General features: G+C 60.0%; 22 protein-coding genes and 4 pseudogenes. 9 read left to right on the forward strand and 17 right to left on the reverse strand.

Annotation, left to right across the window (positions count from 1 at the left end; translation table 11 throughout):
• Positions 1-536: 536 nt before the first annotated feature.
• The 7 genes and pseudogenes from QA640_RS44290 to QA640_RS44320 form a co-directional block, all read right to left on the reverse strand.
• A complete protein-coding gene (locus QA640_RS44290) occupies positions 537-923 on the reverse strand; it encodes a response regulator (RefSeq protein WP_349253779.1) in 387 nt (128 codons plus the stop codon).
• A gap of 706 nt (positions 924-1629) precedes the next feature.
• Positions 1630-2401, reverse strand: a pseudogene (gene istB / locus QA640_RS44295) (IS21-like element helper ATPase IstB); the annotation flags it as partial.
• Entirely contained in the window at positions 2401-3291 is an 891-nt protein-coding gene (istA, locus tag QA640_RS44300) for an IS21 family transposase (protein ID WP_283043863.1), read from the reverse strand. The gene istA and the pseudogene istB, both read right to left, overlap by 1 nt.
• Positions 3246-3710: a helix-turn-helix domain-containing protein gene (locus tag QA640_RS44305; RefSeq protein ID WP_283043902.1), complete on the reverse strand. Its 465-nt coding sequence runs from the start codon at positions 3708-3710 to the stop codon at positions 3246-3248. The genes istA and QA640_RS44305 overlap by 46 nt, the downstream gene beginning before the upstream one ends.
• A 1005-nt stretch (positions 3711-4715) precedes the next feature.
• Complete coding sequence (locus QA640_RS44310; RefSeq protein ID WP_283043613.1) at positions 4716-4961, reverse strand: hypothetical protein; 246 nt, start codon at positions 4959-4961, stop codon at positions 4716-4718.
• Between the two features lie 299 nt (positions 4962-5260).
• Positions 5261-5545 (reverse strand): hypothetical protein, encoded by a 285-nt coding sequence (locus tag QA640_RS44315; RefSeq protein WP_283043614.1) that lies wholly within the window; start codon positions 5543-5545, stop codon positions 5261-5263.
• Positions 5546-6378: 833 nt separating this feature from the next.
• Complete coding sequence (locus tag QA640_RS44320; protein ID WP_283043615.1) at positions 6379-6723, reverse strand: hypothetical protein; 345 nt, start codon at positions 6721-6723, stop codon at positions 6379-6381.
• A 345-nt stretch (positions 6724-7068) separates the two neighbouring features.
• Here QA640_RS44320 and QA640_RS44325 point away from each other — a divergent pair, with 345 nt between their 5' ends.
• From QA640_RS44325 to QA640_RS44335, 3 genes are all read left to right on the forward strand, one after another.
• A complete protein-coding gene (locus QA640_RS44325) occupies positions 7069-7335 on the forward strand; it encodes a hypothetical protein (RefSeq protein WP_283043616.1) in 267 nt (88 codons plus the stop codon).
• Positions 7328-7624 (forward strand): hypothetical protein, encoded by a 297-nt coding sequence (locus QA640_RS44330; RefSeq protein WP_283043617.1) that lies wholly within the window; start codon positions 7328-7330, stop codon positions 7622-7624. The genes QA640_RS44325 and QA640_RS44330 overlap by 8 nt, the downstream gene beginning before the upstream one ends.
• Before the next feature lie 190 nt (positions 7625-7814).
• The gene (locus QA640_RS44335; RefSeq protein WP_283043618.1) at positions 7815-8048 is read left to right on the forward strand and encodes a hypothetical protein; all 234 of its coding nucleotides are present in this window, start codon (positions 7815-7817) and stop codon (positions 8046-8048) included.
• 91 nt (positions 8049-8139) lie between these two features.
• On the opposite strand, the gene QA640_RS44340 is transcribed toward QA640_RS44335, so the two are convergent.
• The gene (locus QA640_RS44340; RefSeq protein ID WP_283043619.1) at positions 8140-8949 is read right to left on the reverse strand and encodes a transglutaminase family protein; all 810 of its coding nucleotides are present in this window, start codon (positions 8947-8949) and stop codon (positions 8140-8142) included.
• Between the two features lie 379 nt (positions 8950-9328).
• Here QA640_RS44340 and QA640_RS44345 point away from each other — a divergent pair, with 379 nt between their 5' ends.
• Complete coding sequence (locus tag QA640_RS44345; protein ID WP_283043620.1) at positions 9329-10324, forward strand: putative zinc-binding metallopeptidase; 996 nt, start codon at positions 9329-9331, stop codon at positions 10322-10324.
• Positions 10325-10856: 532 nt separating this feature from the next.
• Here QA640_RS44345 and QA640_RS44355 read toward each other — a convergent pair.
• Positions 10857-11228 (reverse strand): hypothetical protein, encoded by a 372-nt coding sequence (locus QA640_RS44355; RefSeq protein WP_283043622.1) that lies wholly within the window; start codon positions 11226-11228, stop codon positions 10857-10859.
• A gap of 272 nt (positions 11229-11500) precedes the next feature.
• Positions 11501-11692, reverse strand: a complete 192-nt coding sequence (locus tag QA640_RS44360) for a hypothetical protein (protein WP_283043623.1) — start codon at positions 11690-11692, stop codon at positions 11501-11503.
• A gap of 405 nt (positions 11693-12097) precedes the next feature.
• Between QA640_RS44360 and QA640_RS44365 the strand changes: the two genes are divergently transcribed.
• Both QA640_RS44365 and QA640_RS44370 read left to right on the forward strand, forming a co-directional pair.
• Positions 12098-12367, forward strand: coding sequence for a hypothetical protein (locus tag QA640_RS44365; protein WP_283043624.1), 270 nt, complete (start codon positions 12098-12100; stop codon positions 12365-12367).
• Complete coding sequence (locus QA640_RS44370) at positions 12360-12656, forward strand: hypothetical protein (protein ID WP_283043625.1); 297 nt, start codon at positions 12360-12362, stop codon at positions 12654-12656. Before QA640_RS44365 ends, QA640_RS44370 begins: the two co-directional genes overlap by 8 nt.
• Positions 12657-13058: 402 nt before the next feature.
• Here QA640_RS44370 and QA640_RS44375 read toward each other — a convergent pair whose 3' ends face one another.
• The 5 genes and pseudogenes from QA640_RS44375 to QA640_RS44395 form a co-directional block, all read right to left on the reverse strand.
• Positions 13059-13352 (reverse strand): hypothetical protein, encoded by a 294-nt coding sequence (locus QA640_RS44375; RefSeq protein ID WP_283043626.1) that lies wholly within the window; start codon positions 13350-13352, stop codon positions 13059-13061.
• Between the two features lie 85 nt (positions 13353-13437).
• Positions 13438-13756: pseudogene (rpsU, locus tag QA640_RS44380) on the reverse strand (30S ribosomal protein S21).
• A 201-nt stretch (positions 13757-13957) separates the two neighbouring features.
• Positions 13958-14167 (reverse strand): cold-shock protein, encoded by a 210-nt coding sequence (locus QA640_RS44385; protein ID WP_283043627.1) that lies wholly within the window; start codon positions 14165-14167, stop codon positions 13958-13960.
• Positions 14168-14482: 315 nt separating this feature from the next.
• Positions 14483-14686, reverse strand: coding sequence for a hypothetical protein (locus QA640_RS44390; RefSeq protein WP_091889266.1), 204 nt, complete (start codon positions 14684-14686; stop codon positions 14483-14485).
• A gap of 914 nt (positions 14687-15600) precedes the next feature.
• Positions 15601-15831 (reverse strand): annotated as a pseudogene (locus QA640_RS44395) (DUF1488 family protein); the annotation flags it as partial.
• Between the two features lie 433 nt (positions 15832-16264).
• Here QA640_RS44395 and QA640_RS44400 point away from each other — a divergent pair.
• Complete coding sequence (locus QA640_RS44400; RefSeq protein WP_283043628.1) at positions 16265-16624, forward strand: hypothetical protein; 360 nt, start codon at positions 16265-16267, stop codon at positions 16622-16624.
• A gap of 2777 nt (positions 16625-19401) precedes the next feature.
• Here the strand turns inward: QA640_RS44400 and QA640_RS44405 are convergent.
• Together QA640_RS44405 and QA640_RS44410 are read right to left on the reverse strand one after the other, a co-directional pair.
• Positions 19402-20676, reverse strand: a complete 1275-nt coding sequence (locus QA640_RS44405; protein ID WP_283041364.1) for an IS256 family transposase — start codon at positions 20674-20676, stop codon at positions 19402-19404.
• 564 nt (positions 20677-21240) lie between these two features.
• Positions 21241-22301 (reverse strand): annotated as a pseudogene (locus tag QA640_RS44410) (IS110 family transposase).
• A 254-nt stretch (positions 22302-22555) separates the two neighbouring features.
• Here QA640_RS44410 and QA640_RS44415 point away from each other — a divergent pair.
• The gene (locus QA640_RS44415) at positions 22556-23518 is read left to right on the forward strand and encodes an alpha/beta hydrolase (protein ID WP_283043629.1); all 963 of its coding nucleotides are present in this window, start codon (positions 22556-22558) and stop codon (positions 23516-23518) included.
• Positions 23519-23734: 216 nt separating this feature from the next.
• Positions 23735-25174, forward strand: coding sequence for an IS1182 family transposase (locus QA640_RS44420; RefSeq protein ID WP_283043630.1), 1440 nt, complete (start codon positions 23735-23737; stop codon positions 25172-25174).
• The last annotated feature ends 276 nt before the right edge of the window (positions 25175-25450 follow it).

Raw genomic sequence — 25450 nt, forward strand, 5'->3', positions numbered from 1 at the left:
GCCGCTCAGACGACGGAGCCACCCGCTCGCTGGCGGCATCACTCGGTGCCGCAATACGCCGCCTGATCCGAGCCTTGCCCGCGATCTCCAGCGCTCGAGTGAGCTTCACGCTGGCCTCCATCGCCCCGGTTAATGCATTAATCGAAATAGGCCGAGAACCCGGCTGCAAAATCCCATCTCAGCGTCGACCTTTTTAGCATTTCCAAAGCTTTAGCGCTAACTGACGCCGATTTATGGGGCGTTGAGGGGTCCGATCCCGCGGTGCGTTGCCCTCGCGGCCGCAAGCGGGCGATCGGGACTGGGCCACCACAGGTTCACTGAGGGCGCGATTCCGCATCTTGACCGTGGTCGATGATTGCATGCCGGGAGCTACGTACCCTTCCTTGGGTAGGCTTGCACGGCGATGTAAGTCCACTTTCGGAAGCGACGCGACATGAACGGTCTAGCAAAACCACTGAGCTAGACTAGGTGCTGTCGCAGGAGCTGGAAAGGACTGTACGGGCCCATTAAGGGGAACGAGAAACGGTGCTGAGCGCTCAGCTACAGGCGGGTCTTGTCCGGATTGAGCGACAGCGAGAACTCCTCGAACCGCGGGAAGGGAAGATTGTCTCGATTGCCTTGCCGAGCTGTTCCGTCATGAATGGCTTTCGCAGCACCGGGCGAGAGCGGAAATGTTCGGGCAATTGGGGCGACACGTAGCCCGTCGAAAACAGAAACGGCAATTTCCGTCGCTCAAGGGCATGGACGATGGGTAGAACGAGGTGCCCTTTGATGCTGACATCGAGAACGGCAAGATCGAACTGAGACCACTCGGCTATCGGCTGAGCGTCTTCGATGCTCCCGGCCTCGGCGACGACGCGGTGCCCCAACTCTTCGATCATCCCGGCGATCATCATTCGGATGAGCGCTTCGTCTTCGACCAAGAATATGTCCAGCATGATAGATCGGACCTAAGTTCCTCTCCCCAGCGAAGGACTAGGAGACGGCACACAACGCTCTTGCTGATCGTCAGCGCGGCTATAGAGCGGGTCCCGCATCAGCCCCTTTTGGAGGGCACCTACTGATCTTCTGACGACAGCGGACGCTCCAGCGAATCAGCGAGCGCTTTGTACTCCTACTCCATCTGCTTTAGTTCTTCGAGTCTTGTCGTGGCCCGTCAGAGCCGCCTGACGCGGCACTCTTGCTCCAATGATCGATAGTTGCGGTGCATGACGGCGTCACTCCCCTGGGTTCAACGGACGCTCGGTGTACTTTGGAAATGGTTCTTGAGTTTTCCGGCCGAAGAATGTGTCCACCGTGGAGCTGTTCAGTATTTCTTTCGAAGCTTCCACGAGTTTTGCGGGCGTCTTCACCTGCTTAGCACAATCGCAGCTCTCGTATCGAATAAGTATTGGTAGTACCGATTGCTTCCGCCCATGGCGTGCGCTCCCTGATGCTGCAGGCGGGAGCGCAACCGGTCTCTCGGCCACCGACGCCTAACGGACTGTCAAACGCCATCCGGAACTGCCCCCTTTGCGTCATGAAGAACTGCCCCCACCCTCGGGTTCGTGATGTCGGTTGAAGGTTGGCTCCGCCGCTGACGGGACGGAGGGAGGCGGAGCCGACCGGAGGGCCGTCAGCGGCGGGCGGCTGGATGAGGCCGCTCTTTCGCTTGGCACGGAGCCGGTAGCTGTCGCCGCGGATGGTCAGCACGTGGCTGTGGTGGAGGAGCCGGTCGAGGATCGCGGTGGCGACCACCGGATCGGCGAACGGTGCCCCATTCGGCAACGCTGCGGTTCGACGTGATCAGCATGGCGCCGGTTTCGTAGCGGCGGCTGACCAACTGGAAGAACAGATGCGCCGCGTCGGGCTCCAGCGGCAGGTAGCCGAGTTCGTCGACGATCAGCAGCTTTGGCTTCGCCAGCGCGAGCAGTTTCTCGTCCAGGCGCCGCTCGCCATGCGCCTTGGCCAGGCCAGCGACCAGCGTCGTCGCCGTGGTGAACTGCACCGTGTAACCGGCCAGGATCGCCTCTCGCCCGAGCGCGATCGACAAGTGCGTCTTACCGACGCCCGGCGGGCCGAGCAGCAGCACGTTCTCGCCGTTGGCGATCCAACGTGACGCGGCCAGGTCGCGGATCTGCTTCGGATCGATCGACGGCTGCGCCTCGAAGTCGAAGCCCGCAAGTTCCTTCACGGCTGGGAAGTGTGCGAGTTTCAGCGCCATCTCGATGCGGCGATGATCCTTGCGCGCGATCTCGCGCTCGCACAGCAGGAACAGCGTCTCACGCGCCGACAGGTTCGCGCGCGCCGCCTCGTCGAGCAGGTTGTCGAGCTGGTCGCGGATGCCGGAGAGCTGCAATCGCGCCAGCATGGCCTCGAGCCGGTCGATTGGTGCTTCGGTAGCCTTCCTTGTGCGCGCCATCAGAAGCTCCCTCCGATCGCTGCTTCGTATTCGGCAAGAGGGCGCAACAACGAGGGCAGTGGAGAAGGCGCCGGCCCTGCCGGTGTCGCGATTGCCGGTCGGCAGACCGCGCCATTGCGACCGGCAACCCCGTCGAGGTGGGCGGAATCGACGATCCGCAGCCGGCGACCCTCCGATTGCTTGTTGACCGCAACCTCGCGCATGCCATGGCGGATGCGCACCTCGCCGGCCGCAACCGTCACCGCCACGCGCTCGCCGATCAGTCGCCACGGCACCGAGTAGCTGTTCGTGTCGACCTCGACGGCACAATCGTTGCCGACGACGCGGGCCAGTTCGCGCAACGATCCGAACGACGGCTGCCCGCCAAGCGGCTTCAACCGGTGTGCCTCGTCACGCGCAAAGCGAGCGATCGGCGCCTCGCCGGTCGTGCCGTGGATACGCACGTTCGCCACCTCACGCTCCCACTCGGCGAGATGCGCCTCGAATGCCTCCCAGCTCGCGAAGGAATGCCCCGCGATCGCGTTCTTCTTCACGTAGCCGACGCCATTCTCCGTCTTGCCCTTCGTGCGCGCCCGATACGGCGCGCAGGCGCGAGGACGGAAGCCCCAATGCTTCGCGAACGCGATGAGCTTGTCGTTAAACTGAACCGACCGGCTCACCGCGTCGTGGCGCACCACGAGCGCGCGTGGATTGTCCATCAGCACTTCCTCCGGCACGCCGCCGAACGTTGTGAATGTGCTCTCGAGCCCGGCGAACCAGTGCTCTTGCTTCTCGGCCCGGAACGCACGCACATGCAGCCGTCGCGAATGCCCGAGCGTCGCCACGAACACGAATGCTTTGACCTTCACCCCGCCGATCTCGACCAGACGCTCGCCGAAGTCGATCTGCAGCTGTCGGCCCGGGGCGTCTCGAACCGCGTCGTCGCCAGCGCCTCGGCCTTCAGCGCCTGACGATAGGGCTGCACGGCGCGTTGCAGCGTTCGCCGGCTGACCGCCACGCCTTGCTCGGCCAACAGGTCCTGGCGCACCACATCCGCATTGCCGCGATGCCGAATGAACCTCTCGCGCAGCCAACCCTCAAGGCCATCGAGCCGTTTCGGGCGCTCAGGCGACTTGAACGGCTTCACCCCGCCCGCCGCCACGTAGTCCTTCACCGTGTGATGACTGCAGCCCAGCTGGTGCGCAATCCGCTTCAGACCCCACCCGCACGCCCTCAGGCGCAACATCTCCGCCACGTCATCCGGCGTCTTCATCACCTGCCCCCGTGGATCACTCCACGACGAGCATTCCGTGATTCGTTCCTCGTTCATTCGCTCTCTCCTCGGCTATCCAAGGAGGGGGCAATTCCTCGTGACGCCGAGGGGGCAGTTTTCCATGGCGCGCGACAAACGGACATCGTGGTTGCCGGTGATGGTTGCCACTATAGCTGACGGTTCCAGGATCCGAACTGAACTATGATAAGGGTGAACTATGAGCGCCAAAATTCGGTAAATAGAACTATGAGCGGTCAAATTCGGACAGCCGAAGGCCATGCGCTGTCCGCTTAGGTTCAGCAGGGCAATTGAGTTCTTGAACAGAACAGGCCACACTAGATGACAGCGACGGAATGAAGCCCCACGCTCGGATGGGCAGTCGGATCACCATTCGTCGACGAGGTTAGTTCGATGATGAATCGACGGAGGTTCGGCGGCGCTCTTGGGGCCAGCTTTTTGGTCGCGTGCTCTACCGCAGCTCAGACCGCCGATGCACCGGGTCGGCTTTCTTCTGGGTGCGTCGGGCCAGTCCGTGGCGTCGCTATTTCATGCGCTCCAGGAAGGCCTGCGTGATCTCGGATATGTCGACGGCGGCAACATCGTCTTCGTTCAGCGGTACGGGGACGGCAGAATGGAACGGCTGCCGGATCTCGCTGCTGCAGCGGCCATCCGCTGCCGCAGCTCGGCAAGAAGGTGTGCCATGCGTGCCGCGGCTGGTCGTACCCCATGTTGACGATCCACTCGCGGAAGATAGCAGCGTCTATCAGCGTCTCCCGCCAGAGTGCCCGGGAAATCGACGGGCGGGTCTTAATAAACCGTTCGAGGGCTGAATGAGCGATAAAGCCGACCTCGCCGGAGACATTGTTCCGAGGTCATGATCCATGGTCTTCAAAAACAGACTCTGAATATCCGGGATGTCGCCTAGGATGTGAAAGGAACTGCCGTTTTCCATTGTGAACAACCTTGGAGCGGCATGCGAACCCTTTGATGATTCAGACAGCAATGCCCGGCGGTGCAACCACGCCGCAGAAGGCAGCTTAAAGCGGCGACCTAATGAGCGGCTCACTCTGGGGCGAGCTTGTATATCTCACCGGGTTTTAGGTTGAGTTCGTCAAATAGCCTTTGCTGCTTTTCATTGAGAACCGCCGGTACGATGTCCGCCGTCCAGCCTTCGGGAACGGCCGCAAGAACTAGCGTCAGCGCCTGACTTGGCTTGGCAAAAGCGAGCCACATCTGCTTGGTTGGCACTGCCCCGTCGTCCGAGGTCACGTCAACGAGCGTAAACGAAGTCCCGAATGATTCTGCCATAACAAAGTGATTCCGCTACCGGCCCACTCCTAAATAGAACTAAGCGGCTGAGGCCGCTACGGAGTTGCGAGAACCGGCCCATCGCCCAACGCGCGTCAGACAATGGGCCGTCCCGGGTGGATGGCGGGACCTTAGGCCGGTATCGCCACAGACCAACTTCCAAATCTCGATAACGGAGAGTCGTTCCTAGCAGGGCTTTGCAGGTAGCCTGCCGCGCAGGTCTCATCTGGTTCTTTGGAAGGACTAAACTACGACACCAACAAAAACGCCGCCCGCTTAAATAAAGCGCAGGCGGCGGCTTACCAGCCCCGGGAGGGTGAGAGTAAATCCCGATGAGAATTAGTGTCCAGCGCGGTGTCGAGGTTCATCGCTTTGCCGAAAAAGCTTAGATTGGTGGCTGTAGACCCGGCAAGGTCAGCACTTGTTAACCTCCCTGCAACATCGATCTGCTTAGCCTTTCGCAAGAGCTCCGTGCGGCGGATGCCAGCGGGCATCCCGCTGGCCTGTTGGCGCAAATTAATCGCCTCTTGTGCGAGACGGTATTCGAAGGTTGATGATTGTTTCAGGATAGGTCGTGCCGACATGGGGTGCTCCGCTGTCAGGTTGAGCGGGAGCGCTACTCGCGTCCAATCCACCACCGATAGATGCTACGGGCCGCTCGGTGGCGGCGCGATCTTGCGCCTTTATCTGCGACATAGCCAGCGCTTTGTTTTATTCCCTCGCACACGATCTGCCAATTGGCCCAGGGCTTCGCACTTGGCTAGATCACTCGTCGCCCCTGGACCTCCCGTTAGAACGATCAACGCGGTCCGCTCGAAACTCCGCGGGCCCTTCGAGCAGACGCTGCTTTCTGGTCGATTGGACCTTGGAGCTCGCGGAGGCGTCAGCTCTTTCATCTATCACAGTGCCAGCGAGGTGAAGAGCACGTTTCCGCTGGCGGCCCACGCGACGAGGACCTTTAGCATCGTCCTGCGTCATCCTACTGACCCTCTGAGTTGGAGCTATTGGAATACACCGGCCGCCATGAAACTCAGCAACCACGGCAAATAATCTTCAGCTTCGCTGCGGTGCGGGCTTCTTCAGTAAGGAAAGGGTCCTTTTCCCCCGACGAGGCGTCGACACTGGTCCCGGAGGGCCTCCTGGCTTTTGGAGGAAAGGCTGCGTCGTAACAGGAGAGGCGCGCGCTGGTGCTTTCGATTGAACGGCAGTTCGGTTCCGCGGCGAAAGCCGCTGGCGCTGCACCGAACACTGATGCGAGGAAAAGCGCGGCCCTCCATGTACCTGTTCGAGCCATTGTCATGCTGAACGTCCTTTCTATTTGAATTCCCCCTCGATCGGGTTTTGCTGGCCCATGCTCGAAAGGCCTCCGCTAGGACCATTGCAGGCCTTTCATTCCACTTGCCGGGTGTCAGTTCCACTACTTCTTCTTTGCAGGCCCGAAATCAGGCTGCCAAGCGGCATCCTTCCGGCTCGGCGCTGCCGCGATCACTTTCGCCTTTTCCTTCTTCGGCTTCTTGGCTTCGCGATTGCCGCGTTGCTGGCCCTTCGCCATGTCACTCTCCTTAAATAGTTTGAGTTCGTCGAGTTCGTTGGACTGCAGCACCCGCCCGCGGGGAGTGCAGACCCTCACGTCCATGTAGCCTTCGCGCAGCAATTTTAGCGCAAAGCGCAACGCGACCTTCGCGGTGCCGCGGCCGATATTGGAGCTGCCATATTCGTTGGTCCCACTGACCAGATACGACACGCGTGTTGGCTTAGCCATTGATGATAACGGCCGCACACACAAGAAGCAGCAGGAACAGCGGAACAATCACCGGCGGCACGATCCACTCCGAGATGCGACCATGTGACATCGAACGCTCCTGCGAGGCCTTCGGCGGGAGCCGACCCTCAGTCACCGGTCAAAGCCGTTGAGAAGTGCGGTGATGCCAGCGACACTACGCCGGTGCCGAACCAATAGCGAGGGTTAAGTGGCCGCGCGGGTGCCGGCTCCTGTGACATCTTCGTTTGCGGGCGGGGCACAATAGTGCTGGCTATTGCCGCGCGAGCGGCGCATGGTCGCGACGGCCAGCATCGTTTGGGGCTTCACTTGCGAAAGGCAGCGTGCATGACCATCCGCTCGCGGCGAGCAACCGTCACCTTCAAACATCCGTTCCGCATCCGCGGCATCGAGCGCGCCTTGCCGGCCGGCGCCTATGAGGTCGTCACAGATGAGGAGACGATCGAGGGGCTGACCTTCTCAGCCTATCGTCGTATTGCTACGATGATCACCGTTCCTGCCGAAAGTGGCCGCGGCGCCACTGAGATGCTGTCGATCGGCTCGATCGGTCTTGCGAACGCACAAGCTGTGGACGCGAGTATCGCCCATGATTGACCTGCCGGTCGATCTCGACAAGCGCCGCGGCATGGCCGCGCAGAAGGCCACCGACCTGCGCCGCGCCTTGGCTGACGTCGAGGCCAATCTGCGCGAGGTGCGCGAGTGCGAGGCTGATCTCGAAAACCGCATGATGACCGTTCCTGCCGCGTCCTGGCAGGAGGCGGCTATGAAGGCACGCCAAGTGCTCAACCTCTATGCTGCAAGTCTGCCTGCCGAGGATACGCGTCATCGCGCACTGGTGGCCGCGCTATTCGACGATTTCGCTCGGCTGTCGGACGAGATCTAAGGCGAACGTCGGCCGAGCACTCTCGGCTCGACTGGGGGAGCGGAAGCCCACAGTCGATGATTGCAGGGACGCCATGCCGGGTCCCAATCATGTAGCTGGAGCGAACCGCGACGTTGACCTGCGAAGACCTGGATATGCGTTCAGGTCCTCTCGCGCTGGCGCCGACATTCTCTAAAACGGGGCGCTCATGATGATCAGATATTTCTTCGATATCAGAGACGATCAGGAGCTCTACCCCGACGAAGACGGAATAGAGTTTTCCACGCAGCGCGAGGCCGAGATGGAGGCGGCTCACACGTTGGCAGGATTGGCACGTGATTTGGCGGGTCAGGAAGACCGCCCGGACGTTCCAGTCGAGGTCCGAACGGAGGCGGGCCGCTTATTTCAGGCGGCACTGATCTTCGAAGCCGATAAATCCAAGTAACAGACCTCTCCTTGTTGCGCGTTTGAACCGTGAGGGATTCTGTTCCGCGCCTGAGGTGGCAGTTGCATTGCCCAACTCGCCGCTGCGGCGCTCAACAGACGAGTTCGTCGGTCCAAACCTTGAAGCTGAGTAACGTGTTGGGTCCGAATGTCTGGGTGATTGGAACGTCGGCGGCATCGCGGCCCTGTGCGATTAGCACGCGACCGATTCGGGGAACGTTGTTACGGGGATCGAATGTGTACCAGCGCCCGCCGATATAGGCTTCGAACCAGCCGGCAAAATCGCCGGCGGCATATGGAGGTGCCATGCCAATGTCACTGAGATAGCCCGTGCAGTAGCGCGCGGGAATGTTCATGCAGCGGCAGAACGCAATAGCCACATGTGCATAGTCCCGGCAGACGCCTTTGCCTTCGTTAAACGCTTCCCAGGCAGTCTTGGTAGGGCGGGCGTGTTCGTAGCCAAAAGCGATGTGGTTATGGACGAAGTCGCAGATGCCCTTGACCCGGGCCCAACCGGGCGCGGTCTTCTCGAACAACTTCCACGCCACGTCGGTAAGTCGGTCCGTCTCGACATACCGGCTGCCGAGCAAATACACGATAGTGTCCGGAGGAAGATCTTCCACCGCATGTTGCTGCGCTGATGATGCGATCACGTCGGGCAGACCGCTGTCTCGCACCGTGCCGTCCGCTGTGAGGCGCATGCGGCCGGCGGGGGCAACAAGACGGCTACACCAATTTCCGAAACCGTCGCGATAGGGCGTGATCGGTACTGACGGCTCGCTGACAAGATGATCGGGCACGACGATGTCGGATGCCCGCGTGAAGTGGGTGCCGACAACTGCAATCAGAGGTGTCGGTTGCGGAAAGTCGTAGATCATCTCGAAGCCAACGCGGATTTTCATGGGGATCTGGCTCCAATGAGACGATTGAGAACGTCGCAAGACCTGTCTGCGCATCGTCACCGATGAATGCCGCGAGCGCTCAACCGCGAACACTATGACATCGCAGCCCGGATGGCCAGCAGGGTGCGCGATTGAGTTGAGATCATGTCCAACACCTGACGGGAACCCGCTTCAAACTGAAGGCTTTCTTGAAGATGAAAATGCGATCCGAATTTAAACCCATGTCCACTCAACCGGCGCAGGCCTGGCTGGCACGGCCTATGTCCGAGAAAGCGTCCCACCAGTGTCGCACTGTGAGCGAGGCCGACGCCGACATTCTGAGGAAACGCGCATTGAAGAGGCAGCGCGCGCTGATCGCCCTCAATGGCCGAGCGCGATCATGAGAGATTTCAAGTGTCCTCATTGCGGGCGGCTATCGGCTTTTGAGGCCTCCGAGTGCAATGGCTGCACGCAGCCGTTAATGTTCGATCCTGAGAACATGGCAATGGTCGGCATGGAAAGTGCCCTTGAATGCGTGAACCGGAATATCATCGGTTGCAATTGGCGCGCTGTTGCGTCGGCTCCCTACTGCCTGTCCTGCTCCCTGACCCAGGTCATTCCCAGCACGCAGAATACGCAAAATGTGTCGCTTTGGACGCGCGTGGAGGAAGCCAAGCGCAGACTGATCTACGACCTGCGACGGCTCCGCCTGCCCATCGCGTCCGCGGGTGGATTTCAGCTGGCATTCGAGATTCTGTCCGACGAGCATGGGCCGGTCCTGACGGGGCACGAATCCGGCCTGATAACGGTCAACCTTGCGGAGGCGGACGATGTGCAACGCGAGATCAGGCGCGTTTCCTTTCGTGAACCCTATCGCACCCTTCTTGGTCATTTTCGACACGAAATAGGGCACTTCTACTGGAATGCCCTGATACACGAAGGAGGCTTCCGATCGCCCTTTCGGCTGGTGTTCGGCGACGAGACCGAGAATTACCAGGCTGCGCTTGCCGCCTATTACGCCCGTCAAGATCGGTCTGACGACCCGACAAGTCACATCAGCATGTATGCGACATCTCATCCCTGGGAAGACTGGGCAGAAACCTTCGCCCACTTCTTACATATCGTTTCGACCCTGGATTCCCTGGCGGGACTTCCGCTGTCTTTGGACGCGCGCGCAAAGCACACGCTAAACGATCCCTATCTCGAAGTCGATTTTGGTGCACTTTTGGAGTTGTGGAGTCCGCTCGCACTGACGATCAACCGTCTCAACCGTTCACTGGGTCTTGCCGACGCGTACCCGTTCGACATTTCGCCCGCAGTTAAAGGCAAACTACACCTGGTCCATATGGCGATTTCGGCTTTTAGAAATCGGCAAGGATCAAGGGCAGCCGGGTAGGTTGTCGATTGTAGGCGATATCTATCGGATCTGCTCGCGCTTCCGAGGCTCGAGCAATCTCGCTGGCACGGAGGCATGGTTATCGTGGGTCAACAAGCCGGCTACGAAGCAAATACGCAGGCTATTCGGAAGGCCAATAAGCCAAAAAATGCCGTAAGCGGCGTCCGCAATGCATTCCGGTCTGGGCACAACGCCGAAAATGCGGCAGGCATTCCGGAGAAGCGGTGTCAAATAGACATCAAGGCATCGAATCGAACTCAGGAGGTACCCGACCTGCTCGAAAGAGCACTATCGGCTTGTCGTCGTAGTCACCAGTCTCGGCATCCGAGCATGTAGAGAACGCAACGACCCCCGCCTTGCTCAACGCAAGTCTTTCGGCAGTTCGACGCGCGCTTTCCTCGGTCCGGCACACAATCGGCGCACCGGCCTTCAACTGGTCGTCTTTCGCGGGGTCAAAGGATTGAACGAGAAAGTGCGTCTGACGGGCCATCAGGACTCGCTCTCCAGATCGTGTGCTCGACGAATGGGCTCGTCAGGTCTTTGTCGCCGTCTTAGCGAGCTCTGTCTCGATGCCGGTGGCACAAGCCTTGGCGAATGAGTAATCCATGCTCGTGGACGCCACACTCTTCACGAATTCGCTGACGACGTTCTCCCTGGAATAAGGGCTGGCCGCCTTGAATTTGGCGAGAGCACCGTCCGCGGCAGTGAACTGGGCGACACAGAGCGGTACCAGGACGGACATCCGGCCACTGGTCTCCGCCGTGACGCGCATGATTCTAGCTGTCTCCCCAGTGACCCAGCCGCCCCAGGCAAATCCAATCGCCATGGTTGCTACCGCGCCGAATGCGATTCCTTGAAGGAAGCGAGTACGCGCCTCGCCTTGCAATATTGCAGGAAGCTTCATGAAGGTCGCCTTTCTTGATCGCATCCAGGCGCGCACCTGCGCTGCTGTCGCGCCTTGGTAAACCAATGTTATGATTGCGCCTTCCGATGGCACGTGAGCTGCTGCTACGACGACGCGCGGCGACTTCGGAGGTCGCTGCTTCCTGGGCAGCTTTCAAGGTGAGCATCTGCCAACCTTTGGCGAAACACTATATCTTTAACGTGACGGTGTAAATGATATTCGATCTGCGTGCGGCTGCACGTCCGCCCCGCGATCGGCAACGGCCGCTTTGCCTAGTCACACGCGCCGCTTTGCCAGAGCGTTACGGCTGCGACGAGCTGGTTGTAATTGGCGTCTCTGAATTCCTCATCCCAACGCATCAGCTCGTGGGCGATCTTATGTGGCGTGTAGGCACGGAAAATGAAACCATCCACGAGATGCCGCGCGGCCGCAAGATCCATGGTTTCTTTGGTGATGGCCTTCATGCGACGCCACTATTGCTAACCCGCCGCGAGACGCGCGCTAGACAACTGGTCGTGTTTGGCGTCGGTGGCAGTGCGGGGTGTGTTCGGGCGCGCTGTCGGTACTGGCAACGGATTGCGTGGGAGATGGATCCCTTCTGGAGCAGGCGAGAGCAGAACACGTTCAGCCATCGTGGGCACCCTCGCTGCCGAACGTGATGCCGTTCACGGCCGGCCTCCTTTGTCGGAGCCCCGCCGACGACGCTGCGCTTGCTGACGGGGAATAGCCAGCGAAATCGGCGCTCTTGACGCTCCAACTCGAAGGTCCGTCCGTTCGCTGCGAGTCCGAGAAAGTTGTGGCTATCGCAGCTTGGGAGGCGCATGCTCCCGAGCAGCGCCAGCGGCGCTCTTGTCGAAAGGTAGGTGCGCATGACCATCCGCTCACGTCGTGAGGTCGTCACCTTCAAGCGCCCGTTCCGCATCAAGAGCATCGATCGTCTGTTGCCGGCCGGTGCCTACGAGATCATCACGGACGAGGAAACGATCGACGGGCTGTCGTTTGAGGCATTCCGCCGCGTCGCCACCATGATGATCGTACCGGCCGAGGGCACGCTCGGGCTGGCTACAGAGATGATATCGATCGGCTCGGTTGAACTGTCGGACGCGCTGCTGATCGACGCAAGGACGCCCCATGACTGACGAGCCGCTCGATCTGGATGGCCATCGCGGTATAGAGGCTCAGAAGGCAACCAAACTCCGTCGCTCCCTCGCAGTGCTTGAGAACAACGCAAGGAGGCTGCGCGACCAGCAGGCGGTCGTCGAAAACGAACTTCTCTCGGTGCCGGCAGCGTCGTGGCCGGACGCCGCCGCCAAGGCGCGTTATGTACTGAATCTGTACGCCGCAGGACTGTCGCCGGAAGATAGCCGCCATCGCGCCCTTGTCGCGGCTATATTCGAGGATTTTGCGCGGCTCACTCGCGAGGCTTGAACAAGCTGGATGTCCTGTGAGCGGGAGCCAGCAGGTCATGCACTGCGCAAAGGCACGCGTCCACTGGAACCCTGAGCGCCTGGGTCGATTACCTCACGAGCGGCCGGATGCGCCCACCTCGGAGACGGTGCGTCGAAGGAAAAGGAGCCCGGGATGAGCTCACAATGGAGGATAACCATCTGCGGCTGAACGCAAAGCCCCAACCGATCAGAAGCCATACAGCTGCTGGTTAAGGCGGCGCTGGACACCCTGCGCGCTCGGCCCAAGCGGGCAGCTCCCAAGTCAGAGCGCGAGAGCTCTCGCAACCGCGCAAAGGAGCTGGCCTCTTATGCAATCGATCGGCCGGAGTTCGGATCAAAGCGAACCTGATCGCGCGGACAGCACTATGGGCCCGCTTTGTCCTCAGTTTCGGATTTCTTTCAAGCGAACGACGACGCCGGTGGGTTCTGGCTGATGTGTGGTCAATTTTCTAAAGTCCGTATCGCTCCAATCCGCGAGACTTATGACCTCTCCTTCCTCAGCTTCCATCCCAGGGACCTCGAGCAGCTCCAGTACATACAGCCCCCTGGCGTCGAGAAAGAAGGTATGCTGCCCGAACAATTGGCGAAACTGCGCAACTGCTGGATGATCCTCAGCAAGCACCTGCGCTTGAAACTGAGATAGCGTTTTGGTTATCTGAGCCTCGTTTAATTTCATGGCCAGTTCCTAGATAAGATATTTTGCATCTGAGCCATTTCGTCTGCTCGCCACTCGTCCTGGACTAGGCAACTGCGCCACACGGCTATGTGGCTGCAACACCCAGAGCTTTGCTCGTGACAGCCGACGACGATCCGCCTCGCTCGTTATGTCTTCGTGCGCCGCTGGTCGTGGTGGCCAGCGTTTGCGTAGGCTTAATAAAGACTCTTTCCTTTTTGGGTGGTGCGGCGATAAGGCCAAGCTTACGGGCCCCGCGCACGGCCTCGGATTTCTCCCTGGTCTTTTTCTCCGAGGGCTTCTCGTAGGAGCGACGACGCTTCATTTCCCTAAAGACGCCCTCGCGCTGCAGCTTCTTCTTGAGGACGCGCTTGGTCGACGTTGTTATCGCGTACAATTACTTGCAACGGCGTTGCTCCCTTACAGTTGTCGCGCCAGATAGGCTGACGTCATGGCCGCCGAAGCCGCAACGACGCTTCGAAGAAAGTCCGGCCCGTCCGATCAAGATGAAAGGACACATCGCCCCTCAAGCGCAAAGGCCCACTCGATCGCGAGATCGAGTGGGCCGCACAGTCATTCCAGTACATCCGTGAAATGACGAAAGCTGCTTACGCCAAAGAGAGGTTCTCGGCGCTGGACTTGCCACGCTTCGGGTCGGTCCTGAGCTCGAAGTTCACCCGCTGACCTTCAGCAAGTCCTTGGAGCCCCGCCCGCTCGACCGCACTGATGTGAACGAAGACATCGCTACTGCCGTCATTGGGCTGAATGAATCCGAAGCCCTTTTGCCCGTTGAACCACTTCACTGTACCTGTAGCCATAATATTTCTCCGAAACGCCAAGGCGCACGCGATTCCAAAACACTCAATCCGACGATGTCTCTGGAAAAGGGCCACTTGGACTATACACTTCTCGCGAGAATACAAGACTTCTTTTGGCAAGCCTGAGAATTGCGATCGCCAAGGTTCCTTCGGGTCGCAGCGGCTCGCATTGCTACGCCTCGGCAGATGGATTTCAGGAAATGGCTAAACAGTAGACGATACCGTTCGTTGTGATCAACGCCCGCGTGCTGGCGAGAGAGTCCAGTTCACCAAGCGCCACCTTTCGGGCAGCTCGACCGAACGCATCTGTAGTGACTACAAGAACAGGCGATCTGTCGTCTTGTCGAGCCGCTTGTCCGAACCGCTGGCATCATTGAAATGGCCAATCAATTCACCGGATGGCCGGTAGATGTTGGTTCCTTTGAGATCGTAGAGCTTTGCACCATTCAGGTCGAAGATTTCCCGGCCCACGATGATGCCGACACGAACTCCCTTGCTGTTGAAGATGTCACCTTTCACAAGAGCCTCCTGCTTGAAAGTCCGTGGATGCTGCGCTGTTTCGCGGGAAATAGCGAGACAAATCGCCAGTATCCGAGCTATCCTTATCGAGGCGGCGTCAGTTCGCTGCCGCACCAGCCAAGGGCTTCGGCGTTGATCGGATCCGAAGGAGCTTGCGCATCAAGGATGACCCCGCAGCTCCGGCATCTCAAGGTCCAATGTTCGAAGCCGTGTCTTCCCGGGACAACACGCAGCACCTCCATGTTGGCCCGGCACATGGGACAGAGGGGCCGGACGGTTTCGCGTGGCGAGAGCTTGTTCGTGAGTTGCGCGTCTGGCATCCGATGCTCCTGGTTCTGAGGCGGGAGCCCAACACTATCAATCATTCCACTGAGGAAGAACTGGCGATCATAAGATTATGCGCAATCGCGCTCGCGTATGCCCGAAAGAGCACACAGGATTGCAGTCGTGTTTCATTGAGCCGGCCTGCGTGGAAGTGCGCCGGAAATAGCAGTAGTCTCGCAGTTTGTACTGCAAGCGGAACGGTGCCCTTCGTGGAGAATCTCCGATGGCAAACGGGTTGAGCTGACGGGACCAATATTGAGGTGTACGGAGGGACGGGCAATGGTCCGCTGTGAGGGAGAGCGTTGCGGCTCCACGCGAACCATTCTCAACGCCCAGCGGCGCTCGAACCTTCGCTGAAAGTGCAATGGATAGATGATACTCACGGGCTCCCTCCAGTCTGGATGGCGGGAGCGCGGTACGGTCTCTCAGTCACTGAAGCCATTTACGATCAGTGATTTCTATAAGATAGTGCTTGCGCAGTCTGATTGATAGGTCTGTTCTCAGAAGTTTCATGCCGCATACCGGGGATAATGTTGATGAACTGCGTCAAGCGCGCCGGCCGGCAGCTCGGCGCGTCGTCTATCGCCTTTTTTGAAATCGATGCTGCGCAGGATGATGCCTGGGGGCGTTCCCTCGAACTCGCTCGCCGGATTGCCGACGGCACACGTTTCGATGCGATCGCGCAGACGCGTGAACTGCTCCTCGCGCTGGCCAGGCTTTGAGGCGGCCAGCGCTCGATCTTCCAGCGCATCCATCGCGGTGGTCGAGATCGCGCAGGCAACTTCCCTTTCACCATCAAGCATCGAGAACAGGATGACCATCCTGTTGTATTCGTAGCTTATGAGCAGCCGCGCATGAGCGTCATCTGAGCTACTCCCTGTAATCGGCGCAGTGATCAGCCTCAGCCCTGCTAGGTGAGCCGAGCAAATCCCAGGGAATGGCGGAGACAACATCGGGATGCTTTGTGTCTTCTGGCATTAGTCCTGCGACATACTTTGTACGAAGCGCACCTTGGCAGCCCTTCTGCGCAGCCCCGGCAACAGCATGCGCCTCTTCGCAATAGCGATCCCTTTCTCAGCCGGCGCAAACAAAAGCGCACGCATCCTCTTCTGCGCTCTTGCTCCGGCACCAGGCGCTTTATCGGCTCGCTATTCCCGGAGCATCGGCGTAGGGTCGGCGATCACCGAGTTTTCCATGGCATCCGCCGGTGACTGAGGGCCGCGCGCTCCCGCCGCTGAGAGCAGGAGCATTGTCTTGCGACAGTTTCGCCTGGCCGAGTGGATCGCGCCACCCGTCATCGTACCGCTCGCTCTTCACGGTACCCGCCAAAATCTCGGCCGCGCCACGGCAGCGGCCGCGTTGAGGAAGGCCAGGCAGCTTCTGCAAGAGGGGTACATCGACGTAAGGATCTGCACGCCGCGCGGGCAGATCCTGTTGCCGGATGAATTCAATCAGCTCGAGAACCAGAAGGAGACCGACGTGGCTAACGGGGAGCGACGGGGCATTAGGGAAGCCAAGAAGCCAAAGAAGGAGAAAGTCAAAATTATCGCCGCGGCGCCAAGCCAGAAAGCAGCAGCTTGGCAGCCGAGCCTGGCTCCAGGCAAGAGGAAATAAGGGCAACGGGCACGGGCGCCCTGACTGGGCAGCCGGCTCGGAATGTAAACCGGCCCGCTCCTGAGCCCGAGAACAGGTAGGATCGATACGTGTAGCGGACGCATATCTGCCTTCGCCGCGTCTCGGCGGTTGGCATCGGCACGGGAATAGAAACCAATCCAGTGTTCAATCCATATTAGGCACGGACGAAAACCGCCTTCACGAAGTCCACCTCGTTCGCGCACGGATGATCGCGAATGGCGGCTTTGCCTCGCAGCAACGCCCCGTGAGGAGGCTGTAGGCTGCGTCCTTGATGTAAATCCGGAAAGGCGGACCGCGAAGTTGAACCTCAAGGACGCGACCATCCTCAACATGAAACCCATGAGAGAGGTGAGTTGTTAATACTGAGTGCTGTCGTCATATGCTCAACTCGCGATGACCTCCACTTAAGTGGAAGCCGGTATCTCTACGAGAGAGCCGATTAGCCGCAGTAGAGCCTTGTGCTCGGCTCCTTTTCGGCTCAGATCGCAGAAACTCGCCGAGCTCAATCGCGGCAAGATGGCGCTCTTTCCGACAAATGGGACACGATCGGTGCCGAAATGGCCGCGATCACCTTGTCGTCCAAGCGTCTGCTGCCGGTTGCACGCGTGAGCCGGGTCGACCAGGGCCAGTCGGAGAAGCATGGACAGGGCCACTCGAGATCAGGTGCGACGCCTGCAACCGCATGGGTTTTCCTCTGCTGAAGAAGCCCGAATCTCTGCGCGCTGCTCCAAGTGCGACGGCAAGGATACCGAAGTCCTAACCGTCCGTCAGTGCGGGTTTGACGTGCTCAAGGACCACCGTTCGCCATCAGGGATGACGCGCAACCTTTTCTCAGCAGCCGACCACAAACGAGGAGCGCGCACGGCGATTTCGTGCCAGGCTTGGACGACGTGGTGGTCAGGGACCGCAAGTCGTCCCGCCCATCGCAAGGAAAGCTGTCGAGCCGAACGTCGACCTTGCGATTGCAACGGCCGTTCAGGCACTGGATGTTGCAGGAGACGTGGCCGTCGGGCCATTCAGCAGGACTGCGGGGCGGATAGTGGCCGGCCCACCTTGTGTATCGACGTTTGACTGCTCGCGATACCCTGTGCGTGGTAGGCGGTTTACGTTGTCGGGCCTTTACTCGATTTGATCAGGTGGGCCGAAAATGAAAATGGCTACACGCTTGTGTTTCGCGAACTGCTTTTCTCTCTTTTGCGTTGTCGCGTCGTCCCCGAACCCCGGAGAATTACTGTCCGTGTCTCTACCCCGAAATTTTCTCCGCGAAGGTTGCTTATCAGGCAGACCGCATCAAACGAGTGATGCTAAGAGCTCAGCTGGCGACAGGCTTACGGACTGCCGTATGAGTAGGCCTATTTTAGACCCCGCCCCCTAATTCGGAGCGTCCGTTCTTCCCATGACTTGGGGCGGGGTTTCTTCCATCGGGGGGACCACCGCACTTAACAGTGATTGCGTAAACAGAATTGGCGCCGCTAGAGAGCAGACATATTGCGTCGCCGATTTGGAACTAAGGTGATTACCTGAATTCGTGGTGGGAATATCTCTAATCCAAGTGGGTGTTCATCATGAAAAATCTGTTCTTGATCGCAACCGTCATCGCCTCCGTAGCAAGCGCAACGACCCATCAAGTTAGCGCGTGCACTCTACGCTTTCCGGCCTTTGAAGTGACTGGCTTCCCGATCTCGCGGCACCAAGTAGCAGTGCTGGGAGCGGGCCAAGTTGAGGAGAGTTCAGCTCCGCCAGAGCTAACCTTGGCTGGAATGCCCGCTTCTCCAGCTCAGACCGAGATTCTGAGACCGCGCCCAAAACCACGGATAGTTGCGGCATCGGCGGATCCTAGCCAACTCACCGTAGGCATAGCGCGGCCGCGCTTGCAGCGGAGCGCCGGAGAGGTGTGTGACTCTGACTGAGATTGGCAGACCAAGTGCGCCACCTTGCGCTACCCGCCTTCGGGCGGGTTTCTTTTTTTTGCCCCTTACGATGCGAGCTACTGCGGTGTGGAAAGGCAGACTGAGAACGTGGTGCCGTTCGAGCCCTCCGCTACGGGCCGAGATGCGGGATGTCAAGCATTGCTCCCTGGTTTCGGTATCAACAGAATAGCCAAGATGTCCGCCATAGACAATCGCGCGCATTTGCAGCGGAAGCCGCTGCTACAAGGATCGTAGAGCCAGCGTCGTTCGTATGTCGGTGTTGTTTCCCATATGGCCAGCCGCGGTGTTGGCGGTCTCCTTTAATTTCATCTGGAGTACTGGGAACGATCGGCCCAGCCGTGCTTTGCACTTAATGGCCTATCGAACGGTCCCCGACTATCGACGCCTGCAGCTAGTATGTGAACGACAGGCCATCGTTGCTAGTAATGAAGAAGCGCGCAGGGCGTTCGAGAATCTAGGCGAGGAATACCGTAAGATGGCTGAGTTCTTAGAGCAGAAACTACAAGAACAACAAAAACACTGAGGCCGCCTCAGTTGGCGGCCCCTGTCTTCAAGAGCCGCGCATAGGTCCCGCTCTCGTGCAGCTCGAACCAGCCTCGTTCGATGGCGTGCTTGATCCCTCGCCAAACTCGGCCCCGCTGGCTTTCACCTTGCTGTAGATCGGCTTACCCTTAGCATCCCTGACGACCTCGCCCTTAGTATCACGTTCAAACTTGTAGCGGCGGCCGCCAAGCTCCTTTGAACTGACATAGGCCGCGCCGGTCTCGGCGGGGGATGTCCCGATCGCTGTTGAACTACGTCGGGCCGACGTTGCCGGAATGAATGTTACGCGGCCCTCGTGACGTGGGCAACGGGGTTGATCGTCATGCGATTGTGGCGAGCTTGAAGGGCCGCACGCAAAACCGACAATTGCTTATGCGCCTTCAATCGTCGGAAGCCCTTGTTGGCCTCGATCATGCCGGCCGCGACCCATCGCAAGGCCATGCCGGCATCCCGCCAGCGTTTGATGTTGCGCGTGACGCGGCGAATGGTGCCCATCATGTTCTCGGCGATGTTGGTACAAGCGAGCGATCGACGAAGCTCCTTCGGCAGCTTCAACCGGACGACAGTCAGGATTTCGTCGAGGCCTTCGAGGATGCTGGCCGCTACGCCGGGCCATTGCTGGTCGAGTCGACGCGCGAGATTGCGGATCAATTTTTCAGCCTTGTCGGCGTCATCGAGCTCCCAGGCCTGGCGCAGCACCCGACGGGTGGCCGCATGATGCTCTTTCGGCAGGCGTTCCATGATGTTGCGCGCCTTGTGGATCTGGCAGCGCTGGATCGCAGCGGCCGAACCGAAGGTGCGGCGGATCGCCTTCGACAACGCCTTCGCGCCGTCGGCGATGAACAGTCTTGGCACCGTCGGGTCGAGCCCGCGCGAGACCAGGTTGTCCAGCAGGGCCTGAACCGTTGCGGCGTTCTCGGTCGCCCCTTCCACCAGCGCCAGCGGATGCTTGTTGCCTTCGCCGTCAACCCCGATCGCGGCCACCAGCACGAGATCGTCGCCGAGATGCAGCCCGTCGATTTGGACCACCAGAAGGTCGAGCGCGGACAGATCGGCAGCCATGAAGTCGGCCAGCCGCGCCGCCGACAGCGCTACGAACCTCCGCGAGGCCGCCGACTTCGAAACCCCCGATCCGGGCGGTGCCGGCACGTCACCCTCGGGCAGCCGGACAGCGCGGCCGAACCGGCGCGTCGACACATTGATCAGCATCAGGTTCATCGCCCAGCGACCGAGCCAGTCCTCCTCCGCCGCCGTTTCCCAGCTCGGGATCGTGACCTCGCGGCCGTCCACGCCCCGGACCCGCGGGCGCTCGACCTCGATCTTGCCGCCGTGGAAGCCGATCCGTCCCCGCGTTCGGCCCCAACGGTGCGCCCGCCGCGCCGCGTCGCGACCGTGGCGCGGCCCGCAGGCCGCCGTGACATCCGCCTCCATCATCGTGCCGAGCGCCTCGATCCCTGCCGCAAGGCAGAACCGATCGAAGCTCGCCCGCACTTCTGCAAACGCTTCGTCCACAGCCCCGGTCGCCGGCCAACCAGCCGGTGTGATATCTCTCGTCATGGCGTTGCTCTCCTTTGTGGAATCAGCACCCCGAGCCTACCGGCTCAAGGTGGGCAACGCCGACCTCTTCAGAAATTCAACAGAACCCGGGACATCCCCTCTCGGCGCTCGTGACCCACATGTATGGTCCGGCCGCGCGTTGCAAGAAGATTTCGACGATCCGGTAGATGCGGTCTTGCATCAATGTATCCGGCCTCTGAGTGGAGCGTGTGGTGCTCCGGGCCATCATGGATATCAGCGCGCATGCGATCTCATTACCGGACAGGCCTCGACCGGGCCATTTGGGTCACCAGTGTTCGCATGCGCCGGGAAGACCGATCCTCCATCGTCGTCTCATCCCTCTCGCAGACCTCGGCGGGTAAGAGGTAGTGGTTACATCAACGATCTCCTCCTCGCTTCGCGCTGTTCCTTTGTTCGTGCCTAGCGGTCGTTCCTTCGTCCCGGCCTGCGCGCGCAGACGCGCCGCGCGCAAGGGGACCGTCAAGGCCGGCCGTCGTGGCTGTCCTGACGTCTTGCTCGACCGTGCCAGGCCGCGCCTTGACGGTCCCGAGCACGGCGCGAGGATCAAGCAGGTCGGGACGCTGTCTCCTCCGTGTTGACGCACTCGAAGGCGCGTCCCTTGTTGAGAACCGCCCAGGCGATCCGGGCGAGCTTGTTGGCGAGCGCAATCGCCAGCACGTTGTGGTGCAACCGCCTCTTGGCGGCTTCGATCCAGGATTTGAGCCCATAACGTTCCCAGTCCTTTATCCTGACCAGCACAACCCATGCCGCCTGTACAAACAGAACGCGCAGGTAGCGATTGCCGCGCCTTGATATCTTGCCGAGGATTGTGCGGTCGCCGGTCGATATCTGCTTCGGCACCAGTCCAAGCCAGGCGCCGAAGTCGCGGCCTTTCGAGAACACGTCTCCGGTGCCGATCGCGGCCACCATGGCGCTCGAGATAAGCGGGCCAATGCCGGGCACTGTCATCAGTCGCTCGCAGGCCGTATCTTGACGGGCCAGCGTTTCGATCTCGCCAGATAGCCCCTCGATACGCGCATCCAGCCGGCGCCAGTCGCCCGCCAGATCCTCGATGATGCGCAACATGCGAGGCAAGAGCACATCGGTGCGCGTCGCGAGGATGCCCGGCAACTCGGACCGTAGGGAATGCAGGCCTTGCCGCACGGCGATGCCCCGCTCCAGCAGGAACGCACGGATGTGATGACGCCGGTCCGCTGACCGACCAATCGATCGCGGACGCGGTGCAGCGCCTGAAGGTCGAGCTGATCGGCGGTCTTGGTCGCGACGAATTTCATGGTCGGGCGTTGGACCGCCTCGGCGATGGCCTCCGCATCTCGGAAGTCATTCTTCTGTCCCTTCGAATACGGGCGCACGTATTTCGCCGGCATCAGGCGGGCGTCGTGGCCAAGCACTTGGAGCCTACGACTGAGATGATGGGCGCCGACGCAGGCCTCCATCCCGATCAAGCACGGCGGCAGGTTGGCGAGCCGCGTTTCGACCTGGCCGCGTGACCACTTCTGCCGCAGCACGATGGCACCGCGGGGATCATGACCCACGAGGTGGAACGAGTTCTTGCCGATATCGATGCCGATCACGGCGATCGCTGCGTTGAGTTTCTGAGACATGGCGTGCTCCTTGTCTTGAGCGCCCCTTGCCAGCTTCTCGTGCTGGCAGGGCCGGAGCACGGCCGGACCATCCCAATAGCCGACCTTGCGCCGATGCTGCCGGAGGCGGGTGCGGGCTCGAAAATAAATTCGTAGAGCATGTCGTTTTGGCGGTCCGCCGTTCGACTGGGTGTCGGCGGAGCCACTTCGGTTGTGGCTGGAGCTCACAATGTGACTGATTAGCTATCAGATCAATGATCTTGCGGAGGTTGGCAATGACGATCTCGCTTCGATTTATCGAGACAAATGGCATTCGAATGCACCTGGCCGAAGCAGGGAGCGGCCCCACCGTGCTTCTCTGCCATGGCTTTCCGGAGTGCTGGTATTCGTGGCGGCACCAATTGGAAGCGCTCGCTGCCGCCGGATATCGCGCCATCGCGCCCGACATGCGTGGTTACGGGCAGACGGACAAACCGGATGCGATCGATCAATACACTCTATTGCACTTGACCGGAGACATGGTCGGATTGCTCGACGCGATCGGCACGGATCAAGCAGTCGTTGTCGGACATGATTGGGGAGCGCCGGTCGCTTGGCGCTGCGCTCTGTTTAGACCGGATCGATTTAGGGCTGTCGTTGGCTTGAGCGTGCCGTTTCCGGTGCGTGGTCCCGACCGACCAAGCACTGTCATGCCGAGGGCCGAAAAGCAGCGCTTCTATCAACTGTATTTCCAGACGCCGGGCGTTGCCGAGGCAGAACTCGAAAAAGACGTCCACAACGCAATCAAGACGACATTGTTCGCCCTCTCTGGCGATGCGCCGGTTGAAGATCCTGCGTCGCTCACGATGATTCCTAATGAAGGGGGTTGGCTTGATGGGAAGCCTACAACCCAATCATTGCCGCCGTGGCTCACGGACAGTGACATCGAATTTTACGTTGAGGAGTTCAAGCGCACCGGCTTTGGAGGAGGTTTGAATTGGTATCGCAACATTGATCGCAATTGGGAGTTGCTCGCACCATGGTCCGGCGCAAAGGTTCAGGTCCCGGCACTCTATGTCGTTGGCGATCGAGACGGGGTTTACAGATCGCCGAGTTGGAGCCATCTCGTCCCTAGCCTGAAACAGTTCGTGCCCTTGCTTCGCGAGACAATAGTCTTGAAAGGTTGCGGTCATTGGACTCAGCAAGAGCGCGCCAAAGACGTAAGCAATGCGCTCCTGGAATTCCTGAAACAGTTATAGATCGCGAACGGGGACTTGCGTAGACGCGGCAAGCAACGCAATGTCGCGTTTTGGCCCGTCGCGTCATCTTATTGCGACGCGGTGCTTCGGTCGCTTCCAGGTCAAGGCGGACATCAGGTGGCAGGCAGGTCCGGCTGGTTCTGTCGAGAATGACCCTGGCTGCGTGAAAACAACGAGTCAGATAGAGATCGTCTCTGGGTTTTTCGGAGACGGTCGATGCGACGGTTCATTGAAGGCGCGGATCGCAATCAATCGACGTTGTTGCCGGAATGCCTCGATGATTGGGTCGGTGAGAGCAATCCTGTTCGCGTTGTCGATGCGTTTGTCGAAGCACTTGATCTTGACGAGATGGGTTTTGAGGACATCGAACCGTCGGCGACCGGGCGACCCGGCTATCATCCAGCGGTGCTGCTCAAGCTGTACATCTACGGCTATCTCAACCGCATCCAGTCGAGCCGCCGGCTGGAGCGGGAGGCAAGACGCAATCTCGAGGTGATCTGGCTGTTACAACGGCTTTCGCCCGACGACAAGACGATCGCCGACTTTCGTCGCGACAACGGCCTCGGTATCAGGAAGGTGTGCGCGAAGTTCGTTGAGCTTTGCCGGCGGATGGGATTGCTGACGCAGGCGAGCGTCGCCATCGACGGATCGAAGTTCAAGGCGGTCAACACGCGTGACAAGAACTTCACAAAGGGCAAGGTCGAGCGCCGTCGCCAGCAACTGGAGGAGAGCGTCTCGCGTTATCTCGCGCAGCTCGACACGGCAGATCTGCAGGAGCCGTCTGAGACTCTCGCCGCGAAGACGGCGCATCTGAAGGAAAAGCTCACCAAGCTCAAGAGCGAGATGCACAAGCTCGAAGCCTACGAAGAGGCGATGCTGGCATCACCAGATCAACAGATCTCGCTGACCGATCCCGACAGTCGGTCCATGGCAACGAGTGGCCGTGGCTCGGGCGTCGTTGGCTACAATGTGCAGGTTGCCGTAGATACCGAGCATCATCTCATCATCGCGCACGAAGTAACGAATAGCGGCTCGGATCGCGCTCAACTGGCAAACATGGGCAAGCAGGCCAAGGCCGTGCTCGGCGTGGACAAGCTCGAGGCGGTGGCCGATCGCGGCTATTACACAGGCGAGGAGATCAAGGCTTGCGCCGACGCTGATATCCTTGTGACTCTACCGAAGCCAAACACGACCGGAATGGAGGCGAAGGGCAAGTTTGGAAAGCACGACTTCGCATATCTGGCCAAGCAGGATGTGTATCGCTGCCCGGCTGGCGAGTTGCTGGCATATTGGCTCACAACAGTGGATGGCGAACGCACCATTCGGCGCTACGTCACGAAAGCCTGTGGGAGTTGCCTACTGAAGGCGCGCTGCACCACGGCCAAAAACCGCGTCATCTCTCGTTGGGAGCATGAGCACGTCATGGAGGATGCCCAGAGGCGGCTCGACGCTGATCCTCAGGCGATGCGTCGCCGTCGCGAGACGGTCGAGCATCCGTTCGGCACGCTGAAGATGCGCATGGGCGCGACGCACTTCCTGACGAAGCGCTTGCCGAAGGTCGCCACTGAGATGGCGCTGCACGTGCTCGCCTACAATCTCACGCGCGTGATGAACATCATGGGTGCTGGTGCGTTGATCGCGGCGATTCAGGCATGAGCCAGGAGCGCTGTCGCGCGCATGCCACCAACCTCCTCATCATCGATTATAGTGGCTCGGGCAAGCCATTGGGCTGGCTTCCGGGGCCTGGCCGGAAATTATGCCATTTCGGCGCCAATCCGCGACCCCATGGGGCTGTTCAAAGCGCCGCCCCCGCATTGAAACGTTTTCACGCGGCCAAGACCCGGAGCTGACTTCGGCCCATGGCGCGAAACCCGGGATTTGTATAGGGTTGGGCCCTGTCCTGTTCTGATCCCCTCGGGGCGAGCGAAATGT

The sequence above is a fragment of the Bradyrhizobium sp. CB82 genome (assembly GCF_029714405.1).
In the GTDB taxonomy this organism is placed as follows: domain Bacteria; phylum Pseudomonadota; class Alphaproteobacteria; order Rhizobiales; family Xanthobacteraceae; genus Bradyrhizobium.